Here is a 21,101-nt window from a genome sequence, read left to right as displayed (position 1 = left end):
CGGGCGGAGCCCGAACGACCAGGGATGGGAGCGCCGACCCCCGTCATCTTTGCTTTCCAAATATCCCCGCCGGAGGCACCAAAAGTTATTTCGGCAAAACGCCTCAGTCGAGCGCGACGCCCCGCCGCCCTGCAAGGTCGGTGAAGTACTGCCAGGCCACGCGCCCCGAGCGTCCGCCCCGCGTCGCCTGCCACTCGATCGCCTCGGCGCGCAGGGTGCCGGCGTCGATCTCGACCCCGTGGGCGTCGCAATAGCCGCGGATCATGGCAAGGTACTCGTCCTGGGTGCAGGGGTGGAAGCCCAGCCACAGGCCGAAGCGGTCCGAGAGCGAGACCTTCTCCTCGGTCGCCTCGGAAGGCGAGATGGCCGAGGATCGTTCGTTCTCGATCATGTCGCGGGGCATCAGGTGGCGGCGGTTGGAGGTGGCGTAGAAAACCACGTTGTCCGGCCGCCCCTCGATCCCGCCATCGAGCACCGCCTTCAGCGACTTGTAGTGCTCGTCGTCGTGGGAGAAGCTCAGGTCGTCGCAGAACAGCACGAAGCGGAACGGCGCGGCCCGCAGGAGGCCGAGCAGGCGCGAGATGCTGGGCAGGTCCTCGCGCTGGACCTCGACAATCTTCAGCGGAAGGCCCTGCGCCACGATCTCGGCATGGATCGCCTTCACGAGGCTCGACTTGCCCATGCCCCGTGCGCCCCAGAGCAGCGCGTTGTTGGCGGGCAGGCCCTTCGCGAACTGCAGGGTGTTCGCCAGGAGCGTGTCGCGCGAGCGGTTGATGCCGACGAGCAACGGCAGGTCCACCCGGTTCACCTTCGACACCGGCACCAGCCGGTCGGGCGCGACATGCCAGACGAAGGCCTCGGCCGCGGCGAAGTCGGGGGCGGCGAGGGGCGGGGGCGACATGCGCTCCAGCGCCTCGGCGATGCGACGCAGGGTCTTCTTGGTCATGCCTTGGGCTCGTCCTCGCCGTCTTCCAGATCGTCCCAAAGCTCCTCGTCCTCGCCCAGCACGCCTTCGGCGCGCAGCTCCTCGGTGCGCCGCTTCTCGACGCGCTTCACCAGCTGGATCGAGATCTCGTAGAGGCCGTAGACCACGGTGAAGAGGATCAGCTGGGTCACCACGTCGGGCGGGGTCACGACGGCCGCCAGCACGAGGATGCCGACGACGGCATACTTGCGCACCCCGGCAAGCCCGCGGGACGAGACCAGCCCCGCCTTGCCCATCAGCGTCAGCAGCACGGGCAGCTGGAAGCACAGCCCGAAGGCCAGGATGAACTTCAGCGTGATGTCGAGCGACTCGTTCACCTTGCCGAAGAAGGTGATGCGCACGCCTTCCTCGACCGGCGGCACCGCCACGGCGGCATTGCCGGGCAGGTCGGACGAGACGGCGTTCTTCAGGATCGCTGTGAAGATCGAGCTCACGTCCGCGAAGCCGAGGAAGAACTTCATCGCCAGCGGCGTGACCACGAACTGCGCGAAGGCGGCGCCGATCAGGAACATCGCGGGCGAGGCGATGAGGAACGGCAGGAAGGCCGACTTCTCGGTGCGGTAGAGACCGGGCGCCACGAACCGCCACATCTGGTAGCCGATCACCGGGAAGGCCAGCATGAAGCCGAAGACCATCGAGATTCGGAACAGCGTGAACAGGTATTCCTGCGGCGAGGTGTATTGCAGCGTCGGCGCGGGATCGCCGAGGTTGCGCAGGGTCTCCTCGATCGGGTGCAGCAGGAACTGCAGGATCGGCTCGGCCACGGCGAAGGCCAGGACGATGCCGACGATGAAGGCGATGACCGAGCGGATCAGGCGGGTCCGAAGCTCGGCCAGGTGCTCGATCAGCGGCGCGCCGGTATCCTCGAGCTCGTCGTGCTGGCTCATGCGTCACCCTTCGGCGCGGTCGTGTCGGGCGCGTTCGGATCGGGGACCGGACCCTGCTCGCCCGCGGGGCGCGCGGTGCCCGGCTCGGAGGCGGCGGCGCGGCGCGCCTCGCCCTGGGCCGCGCGGTCGGCGGCAAGCTTCTCGGTTGCCGGACCCGAATAGGTCTTCGGCTGGGGCTTGTCGCCGGTGCGCTGGCCGGTCTTCGGCGCGATGCCGGGCTGCCACTTCTCGAACTTGTCGGCGGCGCTGTTCAGCGCGTCGAGGCCCAGAGACTTGGACGACGTGGCCTTCCGCAGATCCTTCGCCACGTCGTCGACGCCGGTATCGCGCGCGGCATCCTCCATGGCGCGCTGGAACTCCCGCGCCATGCCCTTCATCTTGCCGGTGAAGCGGCCGAGGGTGCGGAACATCCCGGGCAGGTCCTTCGGGCCCACCACGATCAGCGCCACGACGCCGATCACCATGAGTTCGGTCCAGCCGATGTCGAACATCGCTCAGGCTCCTGCCGGATGGCTCAGGACTTTTCCTTGTCCGTGTGGACGGCCGGGGCGGGCATCTCGTCGCGGGCCTGGCGGTGCTCGACGCTGTCCGAGCCGTCCTCCAGTTCCTTGGTGCCGTCGCTCACGCCCTTCTTGAAGGCGGTGATGCCCTTGCCGACCTCGCCCATGAGGGACGAGATCTTGCCGCGGCCGAACAGGACCAGCACGACGACGGCGATCAGCAGAAGGCCGGGGAGGCCGATATTGTTCAACATGGGGTCGCTCCGTTGATGCGGGGGCCGCGCGGGCGCGCGTGCCGATGGACGGCTCTCTTCCTATGCCAGCGGCGCGGGACTGAAAAGCGCGAAACCCCCGGATTTCGCCGCTGCAACGGGTCTGTGAACGGGTTTTGCGACACCGGATTGGCAACTGACGGGATAATGGCAGTTGTGCGGGGCCATACGGGCGCAGACCGCGCGAATCGGCGCGCGCGGCGGGCTGCCTTGACGGCTTGACGTGGCCGCGTGCGGCGTTCCACCCTCTCCCCATGCGCCGCACCGACCGCCTGTTCGAGCTGATCCGGATCCTGAGGGACGGCCGGGTGCACCGTGCGCAGGGACTTTCGGCGAAGCTCGGGGTGTCGCTCAGGACGATCTACCGCGACATGGAGACGCTGATGGCCTCGGGCGTGCCGGTGCAGGGGGAGAGGGGGCTCGGCTACCAGATGACGGCACCGGTGACGCTGCCGCCGCTGAACCTGACCCTGACCGAGCTCGAGGCGCTGCATCTCGGCCTCGCCGTGGTGGGCGAGGCGGGAGATATGGAACTCGCGCGGGCCGCGGCCGGGCTTTCGGCCAAGATCGACGCGGTGCTGCCCGAGGACCGCAGCGCGCCGCCGACGGGCTGGGGCTTCGCCGTCTACCCCTTCGCCGACGCCGCCCACGGCTTCGCCCACATGCCGAAGCTGCGCGCGGCGATCCGGGCGCGCCAGAAGGTCAGGATCTCCTACACCGATCTCGAAGGCGCCGAGACCGCGCGCAGCATCCGGCCGCTGCAGCTGGAATACTGGGGGCGGGTGTGGACGGTGACGGCCTGGTGCGAGCTCAGGAAGGATTTCCGGGTGTTCCGGGTCGACCGGATCACCACGCTGCAGGTGCTGCCGGAACTCTTCGTGGAAGAGCAGGGCAAGACCCTGATCGACTACCAGAACCGCCTCGCCGCGGCTCCGGACTCCTGACGGTTTCCTGCTTCTTCTTTGCGAAAAATACTCCGCCGGAGGCATCCCGCCCTCTCCGTCCACGCCACCGGTCCCGCAGCGGGGCATCATTTTCCTTGAGGAAAATGATCCGGTTTCCTCGAGGAAACCGGCGCCCGCGCGGTTCCTGGCGTGGCGTTCGGGGCGTGGCGGTCCGCCGCGCCGGGCGGGGGGCCATTTTCCTGAAGGAAAATGGTCCGGTTTCCTCAAGGAAACCGGTCCCCGTCCTGCCCGCGGCGCGACGTGTCAGACGGCGGCCTTGGCGTGGCGCTTGCGCTCGTGGGGGTCGAGGAAGCGCTTGCGGAGGCGGATCGCGTTCGGCGTGACCTCGACCAGCTCGTCGTCGTCGATATAGGCGATGGCCTGTTCCAGCGTCAGCGTGACCGGCGTGGTCAGGCGCACCGCCTCGTCCGTTCCGGAGGCGCGGACGTTGGTCAGCTGCTTGCCCTTCAGCGGGTTCACTTCCAGATCGTTGTCGCGGGAGTGCTCGCCGATGATCATGCCGGTATAGACCGGCTCCTGCGCGCCGATGAAGAACTTGCCGCGGTCTTCCAGTTTCCACAGCGCATAGGCCACCGAGACGCCGTTCTCCATCGAGATCAGCACGCCCTGCCGCCGCCCCGGGATCGGGCCCTTGTGGGGCGCCCAGGAACGGAAGACGCGGTTCAGCACGCCGGTGCCGCGGGTGTCGGTCAGGAACTCGCCGTGATAGCCGATGAGCCCGCGCGAGGGCACGTGGGCGATGATCCGGGTCTTGCCCGCGCCCGCCGGCTTCATCTCGACCAGCTCGCCCTTCCGCGTGCCGGTGATCTTCTCGATAACCGCGCCCGAGTATTCGTCGTCGACGTCGATGGTGGCTTCCTCGATCGGCTCGTGGGTCACGCCGTCGATGTCCCGGAGCAGCACCTGCGGGCGCGAGATCGACAGCTCGAAGCCCTCGCGGCGCATGTTCTCGATCAGCACGCCCATCTGCAGCTCGCCCCGGCCCGCGACCTCGAAGGCCTCGCCGCCCGGCGTGTCGGTGACGCGGATGGCGACGTTGGATTCCGCCTCCTTCAGCAGCCGCTCGCGGATCACGCGGGACTGCACCTTCTTGCCGTCCTTGCCGGCCAGCGGGCTGTCGTTGATGCCGAAGGTCACGGTGATGGTCGGCGGGTCGATCGGCTTGGCCTGGAGCGGCTCCTCGACGGCGAGGGCGCAGATCGTGTCGGCCACGGTGGCCTTCGACATCCCGGCGAGGCTGACGATGTCGCCGGCCTGGGCTTCCTCGATGTCCTGCGGGGCGAGGCCGCGGAAGGCCGAGATCTTCGTGACGCGGAACTGTTCGATCTTCTGGCCGTGGCGGGTCAGCGCCTGCACCGTCGCGCCGACCTTGAGCCTGCCGGTCTCGACCCGGCCCGTGAGGATGCGGCCGACGAAGGGATCGGCCGACAGCGTGGTGGCCAGCATCGAGAAGGGCTCGTCCTGGTGCTTGACCTGGCGCGGCGGGGGGACGTGGCGGACGATGAGGTTGAACAGCGCATCGAGGTTCTTCCGCGGCCCGTCGAGCTCGGCATCGCACCATCCGGAACGTCCCGAGGCATAGAGGTGCGGGAAGTCGAGCTGGTCGTCGTCGGCTTCCAGGTTGGCGAAGAGGTCGAATACCTCGTTCAGCGCCCGGTCGGGCTCGGCGTCGGGCTTGTCGACCTTGTTCAGCACCACGATGGGGCGCAGGCCCAGGGCCAGCGCCTTCGACGTCACGAACTTCGTCTGCGGCATCGGGCCCTCGGCGGCGTCCACCAGCAGCACGACGCCGTCGACCATGGACAGGATCCGCTCGACCTCGCCGCCGAAATCGGCGTGGCCGGGGGTGTCGACGATGTTGATGCGCTTGCCCTTCCATTCGAGCGAGGTGCACTTGGCGAGGATGGTGATGCCGCGCTCGCGCTCGAGGTCGTTGGAATCCATCGCGCGTTCCGCCACGGCCTGGTTGGCCCGGAAGGCGCCGGACTGTTTCAGAAGCTCGTCCACGAGGGTGGTCTTGCCGTGGTCGACGTGGGCGATGATCGCGATGTTGCGAAGGTCCATGGGGTCTGCCTTTTTCGGAGTCGGGGGGCCTTACCGTGCAGTCGCAGAAAAGGCCAGCACGAAACGCGTCAGTGGGGCGTGGTGCCGGAGAAGAGGTGGATCACGAGGATGCCCGCGATGATCAGCGCCATGCCGAGGAGGGCGGGCGCATCCAGCCGCTGGCCGAAGAGGACGAAGCCGATGGCGGCGATGAACACGATGCCGAGCCCCGACCAGATCGCATAGACGATGCCGACCGGCATGACCTTCAGCGCCAGCGCCATCAGCCAGAAGGACAGCGCATAGGCGACGACGACGATGACCGAGGGCCAGAGCCGCGTGAACTGCTGAGACGCCTGGAGAGCGGTCGTGCCCACCGTCTCGGCCAGGATGGCGAGGCAGAGATAGACATAGTGGATCGGCATGGCGTCCCTCGCGAAGGATCAGGTCGCGATGTAGCGGTCGCGGCGGTGGTTGAAGGCGATGATCATGTTCAGCACCACAGCCCCTATCAGGGAGTAGAGGACGACGGGAAGGGGAAACAGGAACAGCGCGGCCGTGAAGATGCAGGCGTCGGCGATCAGCTGCACATAGCCCGCCTTGAACCCCGTGCCGTCCTGCACCAGCAGCGCGACGACCCCGAGCCCGCCGAGCGACCCGTTGTGGCGGAACATCGCGAGCAGCCCGAGGCCGACGAGGCTGCCGAAGATGACGGCGCCAAGGGGGCGGTCGAGCTCGGCGATGACGAAGTGGGCGGGCAGGAACTCGGTCACGAGGGAGAGGAGCGTGACCGAGATCGCCGACTTGATCGTGAAGGCGGGGCCGAGGCGGCGGTAGGCGAGGGCGTAGAAGGGGATGTTGATGACGAAGAACACGGCGCCGAAGGACCAGCCGGTGAGATAGGACAGGATCACGGCAAGACCGGCGGTCTGCCCGGTGATCAGTCCGACGCTGGTCAGGACATGCACCCCGAGCCCGCAGAGGAAGATGCCAAGGGACAGGCCTTGGACGTCTTCGATCAGCGTGTGCTTCACGGGGGCGGAGGACTGGGTCATGCCCGGCAGTTAGGGCAGGGGGGTTGACCTGTCCAGATGGAAATCGCTCAGCCGGCGCTGCCGTACAGCGCGAAATCGACTGCGGCGATGGCGGCCATGGAAAGGAGAAAGATCATTCCTGCGTCCCGATTTCCCAAATTGCGTCATTATCTGGGCAGGAAGCACGGATAAAGGCAAGCGGGTCCGAATAATGCGACGAAATTGAGGCAATTACGCCGCGATTGCGTCGACAATCCTCGGTTGCGCCGCCATTTTGCTCTTTTCGGGGGTGATCGGGGAATGAGATGGAGAGACTTCGAAGGACGATCCTATGGTCTCTGCATCCTGGTCATGTCGTCGGGGCCAGGGCCGGTTCGCCTCGCCGCGACATGCCGCGTCGCTGCCTTGTCAGGTGCGGGAAACAACCCTCAGTTGTCGTCGTCCGAACGCCAGTTCTTGAAGATCAGGAAATCCAGCGCGGCCACGGCGGCCATTGTTGTAAGAAACAGCACAGTTAACTCCCTCTGCAACCCTAGGTGTATTAAGGCAAACTGCCCGGCGAATTTCAAGAAAATATTCCCGATATTCTTGCGCGATCCGATTGCCCGGTCGCATTGACGGTCGATGGGAAGACAATGGCCGATCCTTCGGCGTGATTGTCGATCAAATATCCTAGCCTAAAAGTTAGATGGCTCAATATTCAGGACTTCTTCGGAAATTTGGGCAATCCGACGCAATTGGTGATTCGGTTTTCTTGAGGTGGCAATGACCGGCGTCAAGATATTTAATCGGTCCAGATTAATTACATTGATCCTTCAACGGATTTAGTATCGTTTCCTGAATTATCTCAATCGCACGGGCACCCGGCGGCGGAAACAGAAGGGGGCCCCGGCGGGGCCCCCGATGTTCTTCCGGGCGCACTCGCCTTAAAGGGCAAGCGCCTTGTTCAGGTTTTCATCGACCTTGTCGAGGAAGCCCTGGGTGGTCAGCCACTTCTGGTTCGGCCCGACGAGCAGGGCGAGGTCCTTGGTCATGTGACCGGATTCCACCGTGTCGACCGTCACCTTCTCCAGCGTCTCGGCGAAGGTCATCAGCGCCGCATTGTTGTCCAGCTTGGCGCGGTGCTTCAGCCCGCCGGTCCAGGCGTAGATCGAGGCGATGGAGTTGGTCGACGTCGCCTCGCCCTTCTGGTGCTGGCGGTAGTGGCGGGTGACGGTGCCGTGGGCGGCCTCGGCCTCGACCGTCTTGCCGTCGGGCGTCATCAGCACCGAGGTCATCAGCCCGAGCGAGCCGAAGCCCTGGGCCACGGTGTCGGACTGCACGTCGCCGTCGTAGTTCTTGCAGGCCCAGACATAGCCGCCGTTCCACTTCATGGCGCAGGCGACCATGTCGTCGATCAGGCGGTGTTCATAGGTGATGCCCGCCTTCTTGAACTTGTCGGCGAACTCCTCCTCGTAGACCTTCTGGAACAGCTCCAGGAAGCGGCCGTCGTACTGCTTCAGGATCGTGTTCTTGGTCGACAAGTACACCGGCCAGCCCAGCGACAGGCCGTAGTTCATCGAGGCGCGGGCGAAGTCGATGATCGACTCGTCGAGGTTGTACATCGCCATGGTCACGCCGGAACCGGGGGCGTCGAACACTTCCTTCTCGATCTCGGTGCCGTCCTCGCCGACGAACTTGATCGTGAGCTTCCCCTTGCCGGGGAACTTGAAGTCGGTCGCGCGGTACTGGTCGCCGAAGGCGTGGCGGCCGACGACGATGGGCTTGGTCCAGCCCGGCACCAGGCGGGGGACGTTCTTGCAGATGATCGGCTGGCGGAAGATCACGCCGCCGAGGATGTTGCGGATCGTCCCGTTCGGCGAGCGCCACATCTGCTTCAGCCCGAACTCCTCGACCCGGGCCTCGTCCGGGGTGATGGTCGCGCACTTGACGCCGACGCCGTACTGCTTGATCGCGTTGGCCGCGTCGACCGTGATCTGGTCGTCGGTGGCGTCGCGGCTCTCCATGCCGAGGTCGTAGTATTTCAGGTCGACGTCGAGATAGGGCAGGATCAGCTTCTTCTTGATGAAGTCCCAGATGATCCGGGTCATCTCGTCGCCGTCGAGCTCGACGACAGGGTTTTCGACTTTGATCTTCGACATGCAGTCCTCCGCGGTTGGATGATGGGCGCCCGTGTAGCGCAATCGCCCGGCGGGGGGAAGGGTATGCCAAGGTATACAGTCGCGCTGCCGCGGCTTTCCGCACCCGGCCTGCGGGTTGCCTTATATATCGTCGTGAAACCGGGCGCCGCGGCGCTGCCCGTCGCTTGACTTGGCGCAGAATCCGGGACATAAGCCCGCACTCCGGCCGGGCATGTCCCGGACCGGCGTTTTCAGCAATGTCGCCCCACCGGGGGCGCGCTGTCCGAGGCGGGGGCCGACGCGGTCCGCACGAACACCCGGCGACGGGGGCCACAGGGCGCGGAGAGAGAAGGACAAGCGAATGTTCGCGGTTATGAAAACCGGCGGCAAGCAATACAAGGTCCAGAGCGGCGATGTGCTGCGTCTGGAGCGTCTTGCGGCCGAAGCCGGCGAGAAGATCCAGTTCAACGAGATCCTGATGGTCAACGGCACCGTCGGCACCCCCTTCGTGGAAGGCGCGGGCGTCCAGGCGGAAGTGATCGACCAGATCAAGGGCGAGAAGCTGATCCACTACGTCAAGCGGCGCCGGAAGCATTCGTCGCAGCGCACCAAGGGCCACCGCCAGAAGCTCACCCTGGTCCGCATCGGCGACATCCTTGAATCGGGCGCGGGCGACACCGGCGTGAAGGCCGCGATCGGCACCGGTTCGCTGTCGGCCGCCGCGCTGGCCGCGATGAGCCCCGCGAAGAACAAGCCCGCCAAGCCCGAGCAGGACCGCACCCCGAAGGCCGCCAAGCCGAAGGCCGCGAAGGCGCCGAAGGCAGAGGCCGCGGAAGAGGTGGGCACCCGCCCCGCGAACCTGCTGACCGAGGCCCGCGACGGCAAGGCCGACGACCTGAAGAAGATCTCCGGCGTCGGACCGAAGCTTGAAGGCCTGCTGCACGAGAACGGCGTGTTCCACTACGACCAGATCGCCGCGTGGAGCCCCGAGGAAATCGCCTACATGGACGAGAAGCTCTCGTTCAAGGGCCGCATCGAGCGTGACGGCTGGCTGGACCAGGCCAAGACGCTCGCAGCCGAGAAGGAGTAACACCAGATGGCACACAAGAAAGCAGGCGGTTCGTCCCGCAACGGTCGCGACAGCGCCGGCCGTCGTCTCGGCATCAAGAAGTTCGGCGGCGAAGCCGTGATCCCGGGCAACATCATCGCCCGCCAGCGCGGCACCAAGTGGTGGCCGGGCGAGGGCGTCGGCCTTGGCAAGGACCACACCATCTTCGCGACCGTCGAGGGTCAGGTGACGTTCCGCAAGGGGCTGAAGCAGCGCACCTTCATTTCGGTCCTCCCGGTGGCGGAGGCGGCCGAGTAAGCCGGACCCGAAGGTTCAGAACGAACGGGGGATCGGCACAGCCGGTCCCCCTTTTCGTTCCGCGCCACGGGATCCTGCCGGACAGGACGCGGGACTTGCAGGTGCGTGATCCCGTTGCCATCTGTTCCGGCAGGCACGCCGCAGCGATTTTTCGCGGCGGGCCGAGAGGGGAGATTCTTTGCGGTCCCGTCTAGGGCTGGTCCGCGGAAGTCATTGCCAGGGTGAGACCCCGCCACGGGCATCGGCAGCGAAGCCGGACCGCCGCGGGGGGAGGAGGAGCGAGATGAAGTTCGATCAGGTCACTGCACAGCCGACGATCACGGCCGGGCGATTCGTGATGCGTGCGCCGCGGCGTTCGGATGCCGGCCTGCTGGGCCTCTACATGGGCGACCAGCGGGTGGCCCATTCCTCGCGCTCGATTCCCCATCCGCTGCCGCCGGGCGCGACCGAAGCCTTCATTGCCCGCGCCCTCAGCCCCGAGCGGACCGAGGACGACTGGGTGCTCGACGGCACCGCCTCCGGGATGCCCGAGGTGCTGGGCGTGCTCAGCCTGACGCGGATGGACCGCCACCAGTCCGAGATCCGGTACTGGATCGCGCCCGCCTACTGGAACAGCGGCCTTGCGTCGGAGGCGGTCAACGCCGTGATCGCGGCGCGCCCGCAGGACGTCTGCACGCTGTTCGGCTCGGTCTTCCAGGACAACCCGGCCTCGGCCCGGGTGCTGACCAACGCCGGCTTCGCCTATCTCGGCGATGCCGAGACCTATTGCGTCGGCCGCGGCACCACGGTGCGCACCTGGACCTATGCGCTGAAGCTCGCCTGACGCCATGGCGCGGGTGCAGGAGACCTTGCGCACCGCGCGCCTGCTTCTGCGGCCGCTGAACGGCGGCGACGTGCCCGCGATCACCGCGGGCGTCGGCAACTACGAGGTGGCCAAGTGGCTATCCGTGGTGCCCTATCCCTACCACGCCGCCGACGCGCGGGCCTTCCTGGCCAGCGAACACGCAGCACCCGGCGTCGCCTGGGCGATCTGCGACGGCAGGGGATTGCAGGGCGTCGTCAGCCACAACGGCGCCCTCGGCTACTGGCTGGCGCGCGGGGCCTGGGGCAAGGGCTATCTCACCGAGGCGCTGGATGCGGTCGTCGACGCCTGCTTCGCGCCGCGCCGGGTGCAGGTGCTGCACGCCAGCCACTTCGAGGGCAACGACCGCTCGGCCCGGGTGCTGGCGAAGCAGGGCTTCCGCTATGTCGGCAGCCGCGAGGTGCAGGCGCGGGCGATGTCGCAGGCCGTGACCTCGCGCCTGATGGAGCTCGACCGCGCCACCTGGACGGCGCGGCGGCGCTATGCGCTGGCGACCGAGCGTCTGACCCTCAGGGAGCTGCGCGACGGCGACCTGAAGGCGCTGATGCGGATCGCGGGCGATCCTCGCGTCGCGCGGGGCCTGTCGGACGTGAAGGTGCCCTGGGGCGAGGAGGCGGCGCGGCTCTGGCTCGACCGGGCAAGGTTCCGCGGCCGCCCCGGCTTCCGCGCCGCCATCTGCCGCCGCCGCCGCCTGATCGGCACGGTGGGCCTGTTCGAAGCCCCCGAGGGGCAGGGCGCCCTGTGCGAGCTGTTCGTCGAGCCCGAAAGCCAGGGCCGCGGCTTCGCCACCGAGGCGCTGGAGGCCTTCCTTGCCGACGTCCTGCCGCGCTTCGCCGTCACGCAGGTCTGGGCCGCGCCCTTTGCCGATATCCCCTCGGCGGGGGCTGTGCTGGCGCGGGCGGGCTTCGTTCCGGTCGGGCGGGGCAGCAGCGTCTCGGCGGCGCGGCAGGGGGTTCAGGAAACGGCGGTCTGGCACTTGCAGGCCCCGGCACCGGCCCGCCCTTGAGACCGGACGCAAAACCCTTTATCGCCTGCCCATCCTGCCCCTCAGAAAGCCCGATCCGATGAAGTTCCTCGATCTCTGCAAGGTCTACGTCCGCTCCGGCGGCGGCGGCGCGGGCTGCATCAGCTTCCGGCGCGAGAAGTTCATCGAGTTCGGCGGCCCCGACGGCGGCGACGGCGGGCGCGGCGGCGACGTGATCGCCGAGGCGGTCGAGGGGCTGAACACCCTGATCGACTTCCGCTACCAGCAGCATTTCTTCGCCAAGAGCGGCCAGCACGGGATGGGCCGCCAGATGACCGGCAAGTCCGGCGAGGACGTGATCCTGCGTGTCCCCGTGGGGACGGAGATCCTGGACGAGGACGAGGAGACGGTGATCGCCGACCTGACCGAGGTCGGACAGCGCGTCGTGCTGGCCCAGGGTGGCAACGGCGGCTGGGGCAACCTGCACTTCAAGTCCGCCACCAACCAGGCCCCGCGCCGCGCCAACCCGGGGCAGGAGGGGGTCGAGCGCACGCTCTGGCTGCGTCTGAAGCTGATCGCCGACGCGGGGCTTCTGGGGCTGCCGAACGCCGGGAAGTCCACCTTCCTTGCCGCCACCTCGAACGCGCGGCCCAAGGTCGCCGACTATCCGTTCACGACGCTCGCGCCGAACCTCGGCGTGGTCGGGGTGGACAACACCGAGTTCGTCATCGCCGATATTCCCGGCCTGATCGAGGGCGCGTCCGAGGGCAGGGGCCTTGGCACCCTGTTCCTCGGCCATGTGGAGCGCTGCGCCGTGCTTCTGCACCTGATCGACGGCACCGCCGAGGACGTGGCGGGCGATTGCGAGACCATCATCGCCGAGCTCGAGGCCTATGGCGAAGGCCTGGCCGAGAAGCCGCGGGTCACGGTGCTGAACAAGATCGACGCGCTGGACGAGGACGAGCGGGCCGAGAAGCTGGCGGCACTTCAGGCCGTCGCCGAGGGGCCGGTGATGGCGATGTCCGGTGTCAGCGGCGAGGGCTTGCAGGACGTGCTCCGCGCGCTCCGCGCCCGGATCGACAGCAACCGCCTGCGCGAGCGCAAGGCCGCGGACACGGTGGAAAAGTGGCGTCCCTGAGCGCGGCCCGACGGCTGGTCGTCAAGATCGGCTCGGCCCTGCTGGTCGACCGCGACACCGGCGCCTTCCGGGGCGACTGGCTCCATGCGCTGGCCGGGGACGTGGCGCAGACCGCGTCCCGCGGCACCCAGGTGATCCTCGTCTCTTCCGGCTCCATCGCGCTCGGGCGCGGGGTGCTGGGCCTCGGTCACGGGGCGCTGGCGCTGGAGCAGTCGCAGGCGGCCGCCGCCGTCGGCCAGATCCGCCTCGCCCGTGCCTACGAAGAGGCGCTGGCCCCCCACGGCCTCGTCACCGCGCAGGTGCTGGTGACGCTGGAGGACACTGCCGACCGCCGCCGCTATCTGAACGCGCGCGCGACGCTGGAGCAGCTTCTGACGCTGAACGTCATCCCCATCGTCAACGAGAACGACACCGTGGCGACGGACGAGATCCGGTTCGGCGACAACGACCGGCTTGCCGCGCAGATCGCCGTCACGGTGGGCGCGGACCAGCTGGTGCTGCTGTCGGACGTCGACGGCTTCTATTCCGCCAATCCCCAGAGCGACCCCGACGCGATCCGCTTCGACGTCATCGACCGGATCACGCCCGAGATCGAGGCGATGGCCGGCGACGCGGGCTCGGGCCTGTCCAAGGGCGGGATGAAGACCAAGCTGATGGCCGCGCGCACCGCGACGCAGGGCGGCTGCGCCATGGCGATCACCGATGGCCGGCCCGCCCATCCGCTTGCCGCGCTCGACACCGGCGCCGCCGCGACATGGTTCCAGCCGCTCGACGACCCGCAGACGGCGCGCAAGCGCTGGATCGGCGCGATGAAGCCGAAGGGCGCGCTGTGCTGCGACGAGGGCGCGGCGCGGGCGTTGCTGGCGGGCAAGTCGCTGCTGCCCGCGGGTGTCCACCGCGTCACCGGCAGCTTCGGGCGCGGCGATCCGGTATCATTGAACGATGCCGCCGGACATCCCATGGGCATCGGCCTGACCCGCTATACCGCCGCCGAGGCGCGGCTGCTGATGGGCCGCCACACCCGCGAGATCGAGACGATCCTCGGCTATCCGGGGCGCGCCGCGCTGGTCCACCGGGACGACATGGTGCTCTGACTCCCGTTTGTTTCCTGCTATGAATGCACACGTTCGCTGTCCCCTCCGAAGGAACGACGATGAAGGATCTGACCGACATTCCCGCCCTCATGGCCGAGATCGGCGCCCGCGCGAGGGCGGCCGCTGCCGAACTGGCCTTCGCCCCCGCCGAAACGAAGAGCGCCGCGCTGATCGCCGCCGCCGGTGCGATCGAGGCCTCGGTTCCCCAAATCGTCGAGGCCAACCGCAGGGATCTGGAGTACGGCCGCGAGAAGGGGCTGTCGGCGGCGATGGTGGACCGCCTGACGCTTGATGCGGCGCGCGTCGGGGCCATTGCCGAAAGCCTGCGCGCGGTCGCGGCGCAGGCCGACCCCGTGGGCGCCGTGATCGCCGAGTGGGAGCAGCCGAACGGACTGCGGATCCAGCGGGTCAGGACGCCGCTCGGCGTCGTCGGCGTGATCTACGAGAGCCGGCCGAACGTCACCGCCGATGCCGGTGCGCTGTGCCTCAAGGCCGGCAACGCGGTGATCCTGCGGGGCGGATCGGAGAGTTTCCATTCCTCGCAGGCGATCCATGGCTGCCTTCGGAAGGGGCTCGAGGCGGCGGGCCTGCCCGGCGACGCGATCCAGCTGGTTCCGACGCGGGACCGCGCGGCGGTGTCGGAGATGCTGGGCATGACCGGCACCATCGACGTGATCGTGCCGCGTGGCGGCAAGGGCCTTGTCGGGCTGGTCCAGCGCGAGGCGCGGGTGCCTGTATTCGCCCATCTGGAAGGCATCGTGCACGTCTACCTCGACCGCGCCGCCGATCCCGAGACGGCGCTGAAGGTGGTGCTGAACGCCAAGACCCGGCGCACCGGCATCTGCGGCGCCGCCGAATGCCTGCTGATCCACCGCGATGCCGTGGACACCGTGGGCCAGGGCGTGATCCGCGCGCTGCTTAACGCCGGGGTCGAGGTGCGGGCCGACGCGACGCTGCGTGCCATCGAGGGCACCGTCGCCGCCACGGACGAGGACTGGGGACGCGAGTTTCTCGACATGGTGATCGCCGCGCGGGTGGTCGACGACATCGACGGCGCGATCGCCCACATCCGGCGCTACGGCTCGAACCACACCGACTGCATCATCACCGAGGATCCCGAGGCGGTGGCGCGGTTCTTCCAGCGGCTCGACTCGGCGATCCTGATGCACAACGCCTCGACCCAGTTCGCCGATGGCGGGGAGTTCGGGATGGGGGCCGAGATCGGTATCGCCACCGGCAAGATGCACGCCCGCGGCCCCGTCGGGGCCGAGCAGCTGACGAGTTTCAAGTACCTGGTGCGCGGCGGCGGCGCCGTCAGAAGCTGAGCGACGGCGCCCCCTCGGGAGTCTCGTCGCGCCGGACGGGGCGGCCAAGCTCGGCGGCCGCGCGGGCGGCGAGAGGGAAGTGGACCAGCGACGCCTCGACCTCCGGCGGCACGCCGGGGGTGTCGAAATGATCCCAGAGCCCGTCCAGCGCCCTGATCCGCGCGGCCCGTGCGCCGAGGGTCAGGGTTTGCCCGTCGCCCTCGATCACGATCTCCCCGCCCCAGGGCAGCGCCGTTTCCAGACACTGGAGCAGCAGGAAGGCGAGCTTCACCTGCGGCCGCGCCAGCGGTTCCTCGGGCAGCCAGCGGTAGGCAAGCCGCCCGTCCGCCGCGAGTCCTTCGAGCAGGTCGCGGATCTCCGGCGCGCCGATCTGCTGCTCGTGCCCGGCGACGCCGAAGGCGACGCGGAAGAAGCGGACGCGGGCGTTGGCATGGGCCACGCTCTGCGCGATCAGGGCATATTCCGGGCTGTGCCGGAGTTCCGTCATCCCCAGAAGCTCAAGCCCGTTGGCAATGGCGCCGAGGGGGCTTATCAGGTCGTGACAGATGCGCGAGCCGAGCAGCGCCTCGAGATCCTTCGTTGTTGCCGTCATGGCGCCCGCCCGACCGGAAAGGCCGAACCGATGTCCGACATGAACGCCCTTCTTGCGCCGGGGATGCTGGTGCGCCACCCCGACCGTCCCGACTGGGGGCTGGGGCAGGTGCAGTCGAACATCGGCGGCAAGATCACGGTCATGTTCCAGCACTTCGGCAAGGTCGTCATCGACGGCGGGCGGATCGACCTGGAGCCGGTGTTCGACTCCTGACCGCCGCCTTGAGACTTGGTTAGAACAGCTTAACAATTCGTGAACAACCCGGATCGGTTGCCAAGGGCGGGCGGGCTGCCGTAGAAGGCCGCGACGTTGCCTGCTTTCGTGCCGGGAGTTCGGGATGAGTGTCACCGCGCCTGCCTTCTCGCTGCGCCTGGCGTCGAGCGAGGCGGATCTCGCCGCCGCGCAGCGCCTGCGCTACGAGGTGTTCGTCGCCGAGCTCGGGGGCGACGGCGCGCTGGTGGACCACGCCGCGCGGCGCGAGCGGGACCGGTTCGATCCGTTCTTCGACCACCTGATCCTCGTCGACGAGACGCGGGATGCCGCGGCGCTGGACCATGTGGTCGGGGTCTACCGGCTGCTGCGCGAGGAGGGCGCGGCGCGGGCCGGCCAGTTCTATTCCGAGGACGAATACGACCTGACCGCCCTGAGGCGCAGCGGGCGGCGGCTGCTGGAACTGGGGCGGTCCTGCGTGCACGCCGACTACCGTGGCGGCACGGCGATGCTGGAGCTCTGGAACGGGCTCGCCGCCTATGTCGCCGAGCACGGGATCGAGGTGCTGTTCGGCGTCGCCTCCTTCCACGGCACCGACGTGCAGGCGCTGGCCGGGCCGCTGTCGATCCTGCACCACCGCCACCTCGCGCCCGAGCCGCTGCGGGTGCGCGCGGTCGAGGGGCATTTCCAGCGGATGGACCTGCTGGCGGAGGCCGAGATCGACCGCCCGGCCGCCATGCGCGCGACCCCGGCGCTGATCAAGGCCTACCTGCGGCTTGGCGGCTTCGTGGGCGAGGGCGCCTTCGTCGACCACGCCTTTAACACCACCGACGTCTGCCTGGTGATGGACACCGGTCAGATGAACGCGCGGCAGCGCGACTTCTACACCCGGGCCCGGGGGTGAGCACGACCTGGCACGACAGCGCGCCGCCGCCGGTGCGCATCGGCGCGCTCGGCTGGCTGCGCGTCGCCGCGCGGGGGCTGCCGATGGCGGTGCTGGTCTTCGGCGGCTTGCTGGTGCTGCTGGCCGTGCGGCTGGTCGAGAGGCCGCTCTGCGGGCTGGCGCGCCCCGTGACGCCGCACATCACCCGGCTGGTCTGCCGCGGGGCGCTGGCGATCCTCGGGCTGCGCCTGCGCGTCGAGGGGCGGGTGATGGAGGGGCGCGGGGCGGTGGTGGCGAACCATGCCTCGTGGCTCGACATCTTCGCGCTGAACGCGTCGGACACCGTCTATTTCATCGCGAAGTCCGAGGTGGCGGACTGGCCCGGCATCGGCTGGCTGGCGCGGGCGACGGGCACCGTGTTCATCCGCCGCGATCCGCGGCAGGCGGCGGCGCAGCGCGACCTGCTGCGCGACAGGCTGTTGGCGGAACACCGGCTGCTGTTCTTCCCGGAGGGCACCTCGACCGACGGGCTTCGGGTTCTTCCTTTCAAGTCAACGCTTTTCGGTGCGTTCTTCGATCATCACATGAGCATCGGGCTGCAACTTCAGGCCGTGACCCTGGTCTATACCGCGCCGCCGGGAGCCGACCTGCGATTCTATGGGTGGTGGGGCGACATGGACTTCGGCGCGCACCTGCTGAAATGCCTCGCGGCGCCGCGTCACGGGGCGGTGCGGGTGATCTATCATCCGGCGGTGCGGGTGGCGGATTTCACCAGCCGCAAGGCGCTTGCCGAACACCTGGGCGAGACGGTGCGATCGTCCTTGAATCAATCACTTACGACATGATCTTCACGAAGGACGCGAGCTTGTCCGCGGGATCCTCGGCGCTCCAGATCTCCTCGCCGAAACCGAAGAAATCCGTGACCGGCGCCAGCGCCGCGACGCTTTCCTCGTCCAGCGCCCCCTCGGCCACCACCGGGAGTTCGATCATCTCGGACCACCAGGCGAAGAGGTCGGGGTCGGCCACGCTGCCGTCGCCGAGCGGCGTCTGCCCGACGGGGCCGAAGCTGACGTAATCCGCCCCGGCCTCGCCCGCCGTCATCCCGTCGTGCTTCGACGTGCCGCAGAAGGCCCCCACGATCGCGTCTGCGCCCAGATCCTTGCGCACCTTCCGGACGTTGCGCGCGCCGTCCACGAGGTGCACGCCGTCCAGCCCGTGACGCTCGACCAGCAGCAGGTGGTCCTGGATCACCAGCGGCACGTCGCGGGCATGGGCGACCTCGCGCAGGGCATCGGCCATGCGGGCGATGCGGTCCTCGTCGCGGGTGGCGAGGTGCAGGCGCAGGCAGGCGACTTCGACCCGGTCGAGCACGGCGGCGAGGCTTTCGGCGAAGGTCTCGTGATCCGCCTCGGCGGGGGTGACGAGATAGATCTGCGGGCGGTCCTGGTCGGCCATGGCGTCCTCGGGCTTGGGTGCGAGGGCCGCTATATGCGTTCACCCCTTCGCAGGCAACGCCCCGGTGAAGGCGGTGGCGAGGCCGAGCAGCGCGGCGCGGGTGTCATCCGCGGCCATGGCGGCGTCGTCGACCTCCACCAGCCCGCCCATGGGCCGCCCGGTGAAGGCCATGGGCGCGACGCCGGGCAGGGCGAGCGCCTGCGCCATCGCCGCCTTGCCCACGCGGTACATCCCGCCGCCCCGGTGCACGCCGCAGAGCATGTGGCCGCGCCAGAGGAAGCAGAGACCGCCGAACATGCGCTGCTCGCGGATGTCGTCGCGCTCGGCCAGATCGCCGCGCATCAGCTCTGCCAGTCCCTCGTCATAGGCCATGGCGCCCGCTCCCTTGATCCCCGGACCTTTGGAGCGTATCACGCGGCGCCACCCGCGCCGAGGATTTCCATGACCGACGACACCGCCGCGCCCCAGCCGACCTTCGTGCTGGTGAACCCTCAGATGGGCGAGAACATCGGGGCCAGTGCCCGCGCGATGCTGAACTTCGGCCTGACCCGGATGCGCCTCGTCGCGCCGCGGGACGGCTGGCCGAACCCGAAGGCCGACGCGCTGGCGAGCGGCGCGGGGCGGCTGCTGGACGCGGCGACGCTGCACGACACGACGGCCGACGCGCTTGGCGACGTCGCCTTCACCTTCGCAACCACGGCCCGGCGGCGCGACCTGACGAAGCCCGTGTTCACGCCCGAGGCCGCGATGCGCCACGCCGCCGGGTTGATCGCGGGCGGCGCGAAGGTGGCGGTGCTGTTCGGCCCCGAGCGCGCGGGGCTCGAGAACGAGGACGTGGTGCGGGCGAACGCGCTGGTCACGGTGCCGGTGAACCCGGACTTCCCCTCGATCAACCTCGCGCAATGCGTGCTGCTGATGGCCTACGAATGGCGCCGCCAGCAGGACGCGACGCCGCCGGTCGCGACGGAATGGGCCGGCAGCGCGCCCGCCACGGGGATCGAGATCGAGCGGCTGGCCGATCACTACGAAGAGCGGCTGGACGCGGCGGGCTTCTTCTTCCCGCCCCACAAGGAGGCGTCGATGAAGATCACGCTCAGGAACCTCTGGTCGCGGATGCCGCTCAGCCAGGCCGACGTGCGGACGCTGCACGGCATCCTGCGCCAGCTGGTGCGACAACGCGACCCCGACGGCTGAGCGGGGCCCGGCGGGGAATGACTTGAAGGGGCCGGGGGGGCCGCATACCCTCCGCCCGAAGGACGAGGATGCCATGAGCGCGAAGCGAGCGATATTCGAGGAAGTCGGAGCCGACAGGCCCCGCGAGAAGGCGGCGGGCGGCATGATCGACGCGAAGCCCAGGGGCGCGCGGCGGGCGATCCGGGCCTGGCTGATGGTGCTCTTCGCGCTGGTCGCGGTGATGATCGCCGTCGGCGGGCTGACGCGGCTGACCGACTCGGGCCTGTCGATCACCGAATGGCGGCCCGTCACCGGCGCGCTGCCGCCGATGAACGAGGCGGCCTGGACCTCGGAGTTCGAGAAATACCGCCAGATCCCCGAATACCAGTTGCAGAACAAGGGCATGACCCTGGCCGAGTTCAAGGGCATCTACTGGTGGGAGTGGGGCCACCGGCAGCTCGGCCGCGTGATCGGCCTGGTCTGGGCTCTGGGCTTCCTCGGCTTCCTGCTGGCGCGGAAGATCCCGCCGGGCTGGACGGGGCGCCTGCTGGCCGTTGGCGCGCTTGGCGGGGTGCAGGGGGCCGTCGGCTGGTGGATGGTGTCCTCGGGGCTTACGGGCACCGCGCTGGACGTGGCGTCGTACAGGCTGGCCACGCACCTCGGCATCGCCTTCGTGATCCTCGGCCTGATCGCCTGGTACGTCTTCCTCCTCGGGCGGAGCGAGAAGGAGCTGATGCAGGCCCGCCGCAGCCGTGAGCCGCGGCTGGTGCGCCTGTCGGGCGTGCTGATCGGCGCGGCCTTCCTGCAGATCCTCCTCGGCGCGCTCGTCGCCGGGATCGACGCGGGCCGCGCCTTCCCGCAATGGCCGCTGATGGCCGGGGGACTCCTGCCGCCGGACCCGTTCACCATCACCCCGCTCTGGCGCAACTTCTTCGAGGACGCGGGGCTGGTGCAGTTCATGCACCGCACCTGGGGCTATGTCGTCTTCGCCTTGGGCATCTACGCCTTCGTGCGCGCCCGCCGCTCGCCCCACAAGGCGACCCGCTTCGCCTTCCACGCGGTGCTGGCGATGATGTTCATCCAGATGCTGCTCGGGATCGGCACGGTGCTGTACCAGGCGCCCTGGCAGATCGCCATCGTGCACCAGGTGGGGGCCGTCGCGCTCTGGGTGCTGATCGTCAGGGCCCGCCACCTGTCCCGCTTCCCCCGCGCCGCCTCGCTGCGCGGCTGACC

At 68.6% G+C, this 21,101-nt stretch carries 24 protein-coding genes; 13 read left to right on the top strand and 11 right to left on the bottom strand.

The genetic code is table 11. From position 1 onward, the window contains the following. Window positions 1-103: 103 nt before the first annotated feature. Genes A7B20_RS08575 through A7B20_RS08560 form a run of 4 tightly spaced genes read right to left on the bottom strand, consistent with a single transcriptional unit; the run spans window position 104 to window position 2,626 of the window. Window positions 104-946, bottom strand: coding sequence for an ATP-binding protein (locus A7B20_RS08575; protein WP_102108156.1), 843 nt, complete (start codon window positions 944-946; stop codon window positions 104-106). After that, on the bottom strand, window positions 943-1,872 hold the full coding sequence (gene tatC / locus A7B20_RS08570) for a twin-arginine translocase subunit TatC (protein WP_102108155.1): 930 nt from the start codon (window positions 1,870-1,872) through the stop codon (window positions 943-945). Before tatC ends, A7B20_RS08575 begins: the two co-directional genes overlap by 4 nt. Then, window positions 1,869-2,363: a Sec-independent protein translocase protein TatB gene (gene tatB, locus A7B20_RS08565; RefSeq protein WP_102108154.1), complete on the bottom strand. Its 495-nt coding sequence runs from the start codon at window positions 2,361-2,363 to the stop codon at window positions 1,869-1,871. Before tatB ends, tatC begins: the two co-directional genes overlap by 4 nt. A 23-nt stretch (window positions 2,364-2,386) precedes the next feature. After that, complete coding sequence (locus tag A7B20_RS08560; protein WP_102108153.1) at window positions 2,387-2,626, bottom strand: twin-arginine translocase TatA/TatE family subunit; 240 nt, start codon at window positions 2,624-2,626, stop codon at window positions 2,387-2,389. 272 nt (window positions 2,627-2,898) lie between these two features. Between A7B20_RS08560 and A7B20_RS08555 the strand changes: the two genes are divergently transcribed. Further along, the gene (locus A7B20_RS08555; protein ID WP_102108152.1) at window positions 2,899-3,588 is read left to right on the top strand and encodes a helix-turn-helix transcriptional regulator; all 690 of its coding nucleotides are present in this window, start codon (window positions 2,899-2,901) and stop codon (window positions 3,586-3,588) included. Window positions 3,589-3,852: 264 nt separating this feature from the next. On the opposite strand, the gene typA is transcribed toward A7B20_RS08555, so the two are convergent. The 4 genes from typA to A7B20_RS08535 all read right to left on the bottom strand — a co-directional run bounded on the left by typA (window position 3,853) and on the right by A7B20_RS08535 (window position 8,827). After that, window positions 3,853-5,673: a translational GTPase TypA gene (typA, locus tag A7B20_RS08550; RefSeq protein ID WP_102108151.1), complete on the bottom strand. Its 1,821-nt coding sequence runs from the start codon at window positions 5,671-5,673 to the stop codon at window positions 3,853-3,855. A 68-nt stretch (window positions 5,674-5,741) separates the two neighbouring features. Next, window positions 5,742-6,077: a DMT family transporter gene (locus tag A7B20_RS08545; RefSeq protein ID WP_172960981.1), complete on the bottom strand. Its 336-nt coding sequence runs from the start codon at window positions 6,075-6,077 to the stop codon at window positions 5,742-5,744. 18 nt (window positions 6,078-6,095) lie between these two features. After that, the gene (locus tag A7B20_RS08540) at window positions 6,096-6,707 is read right to left on the bottom strand and encodes a YitT family protein (protein ID WP_102108150.1); all 612 of its coding nucleotides are present in this window, start codon (window positions 6,705-6,707) and stop codon (window positions 6,096-6,098) included. Window positions 6,708-7,612: 905 nt separating this feature from the next. Beyond that, window positions 7,613-8,827, bottom strand: coding sequence for an NADP-dependent isocitrate dehydrogenase (locus A7B20_RS08535; protein WP_102108149.1), 1,215 nt, complete (start codon window positions 8,825-8,827; stop codon window positions 7,613-7,615). 340 nt (window positions 8,828-9,167) lie between these two features. Between A7B20_RS08535 and A7B20_RS08530 the strand changes: the two genes are divergently transcribed. From A7B20_RS08530 to A7B20_RS08500, 7 genes are all read left to right on the top strand, one after another. After that, window positions 9,168-9,896, top strand: coding sequence for a 50S ribosomal protein L21 (locus A7B20_RS08530; RefSeq protein WP_102108148.1), 729 nt, complete (start codon window positions 9,168-9,170; stop codon window positions 9,894-9,896). A gap of 6 nt (window positions 9,897-9,902) precedes the next feature. Next, a complete protein-coding gene (gene rpmA, locus A7B20_RS08525) occupies window positions 9,903-10,172 on the top strand; it encodes a 50S ribosomal protein L27 (RefSeq protein ID WP_102108147.1) in 270 nt (89 codons plus the stop codon). Between the two features lie 283 nt (window positions 10,173-10,455). Then, window positions 10,456-10,995 carry a GNAT family N-acetyltransferase gene (locus A7B20_RS08520; RefSeq protein WP_102108146.1) on the top strand — a complete coding sequence of 180 codons (540 nt, stop codon included), beginning with the start codon at window positions 10,456-10,458 and terminating at the stop codon, window positions 10,993-10,995. 25 nt (window positions 10,996-11,020) lie between these two features. Then, complete coding sequence (locus A7B20_RS08515; RefSeq protein WP_172960980.1) at window positions 11,021-12,040, top strand: GNAT family N-acetyltransferase; 1,020 nt, start codon at window positions 11,021-11,023, stop codon at window positions 12,038-12,040. A 58-nt stretch (window positions 12,041-12,098) separates the two neighbouring features. After that, window positions 12,099-13,136: a GTPase ObgE gene (gene obgE, locus A7B20_RS08510; protein ID WP_102108144.1), complete on the top strand. Its 1,038-nt coding sequence runs from the start codon at window positions 12,099-12,101 to the stop codon at window positions 13,134-13,136. Then, a complete protein-coding gene (gene proB / locus A7B20_RS08505; RefSeq protein ID WP_102108143.1) occupies window positions 13,124-14,230 on the top strand; it encodes a glutamate 5-kinase in 1,107 nt (368 codons plus the stop codon). The genes obgE and proB overlap by 13 nt, the downstream gene beginning before the upstream one ends. Before the next feature lie 59 nt (window positions 14,231-14,289). After that, the gene (locus A7B20_RS08500; protein ID WP_102108142.1) at window positions 14,290-15,555 is read left to right on the top strand and encodes a glutamate-5-semialdehyde dehydrogenase; all 1,266 of its coding nucleotides are present in this window, start codon (window positions 14,290-14,292) and stop codon (window positions 15,553-15,555) included. Here the strand turns inward: A7B20_RS08500 and A7B20_RS08495 are convergent. Then, window positions 15,545-16,147 carry a histidine phosphotransferase family protein gene (locus A7B20_RS08495; RefSeq protein ID WP_102108141.1) on the bottom strand — a complete coding sequence of 201 codons (603 nt, stop codon included), beginning with the start codon at window positions 16,145-16,147 and terminating at the stop codon, window positions 15,545-15,547. The genes A7B20_RS08500 and A7B20_RS08495 overlap by 11 nt on opposite strands. A gap of 30 nt (window positions 16,148-16,177) precedes the next feature. Between A7B20_RS08495 and A7B20_RS08490 the strand changes: the two genes are divergently transcribed. The 3 genes from A7B20_RS08490 (at window position 16,178) to olsA (ending at window position 18,085) form a co-directional block, all read left to right on the top strand. After that, window positions 16,178-16,360, top strand: coding sequence for a DUF3553 domain-containing protein (locus A7B20_RS08490; RefSeq protein WP_102108140.1), 183 nt, complete (start codon window positions 16,178-16,180; stop codon window positions 16,358-16,360). A 124-nt stretch (window positions 16,361-16,484) separates the two neighbouring features. Continuing rightward, window positions 16,485-17,261: an L-ornithine N(alpha)-acyltransferase gene (gene olsB, locus A7B20_RS08485; protein WP_102108139.1), complete on the top strand. Its 777-nt coding sequence runs from the start codon at window positions 16,485-16,487 to the stop codon at window positions 17,259-17,261. Next, a complete protein-coding gene (gene olsA / locus A7B20_RS08480; RefSeq protein ID WP_245866727.1) occupies window positions 17,258-18,085 on the top strand; it encodes a lyso-ornithine lipid O-acyltransferase in 828 nt (275 codons plus the stop codon). Before olsB ends, olsA begins: the two co-directional genes overlap by 4 nt. On the opposite strand, the gene A7B20_RS08475 is transcribed toward olsA, so the two are convergent. Beyond that, window positions 18,075-18,695 carry a thiamine phosphate synthase gene (locus tag A7B20_RS08475; RefSeq protein WP_102108138.1) on the bottom strand — a complete coding sequence of 207 codons (621 nt, stop codon included), beginning with the start codon at window positions 18,693-18,695 and terminating at the stop codon, window positions 18,075-18,077. The genes olsA and A7B20_RS08475 overlap by 11 nt on opposite strands. 39 nt (window positions 18,696-18,734) lie before the next feature. Then, a complete protein-coding gene (locus A7B20_RS08470; protein ID WP_102108137.1) occupies window positions 18,735-19,067 on the bottom strand; it encodes a TfoX/Sxy family protein in 333 nt (110 codons plus the stop codon). Window positions 19,068-19,136: 69 nt separating this feature from the next. On the opposite strand from A7B20_RS08470, the gene A7B20_RS08465 reads away from it, so the two are divergent. After that, window positions 19,137-19,889 (top strand): RNA methyltransferase, encoded by a 753-nt coding sequence (locus A7B20_RS08465; protein WP_102108136.1) that lies wholly within the window; start codon window positions 19,137-19,139, stop codon window positions 19,887-19,889. Between the two features lie 73 nt (window positions 19,890-19,962). Beyond that, the gene (ctaA, locus tag A7B20_RS08460; protein WP_102108135.1) at window positions 19,963-21,099 is read left to right on the top strand and encodes a heme A synthase; all 1,137 of its coding nucleotides are present in this window, start codon (window positions 19,963-19,965) and stop codon (window positions 21,097-21,099) included. Window positions 21,100-21,101 lie beyond the last annotated feature (2 nt).

This window comes from Oceaniglobus roseus, assembly GCF_002869745.1.
In the GTDB taxonomy this organism is placed as follows: domain Bacteria; phylum Pseudomonadota; class Alphaproteobacteria; order Rhodobacterales; family Rhodobacteraceae; genus Oceaniglobus; species Oceaniglobus roseus.
The sequence above is the reverse complement of the archived record's forward strand: the minus strand, read 5'-3'. Positions and strand labels throughout refer to the sequence as shown.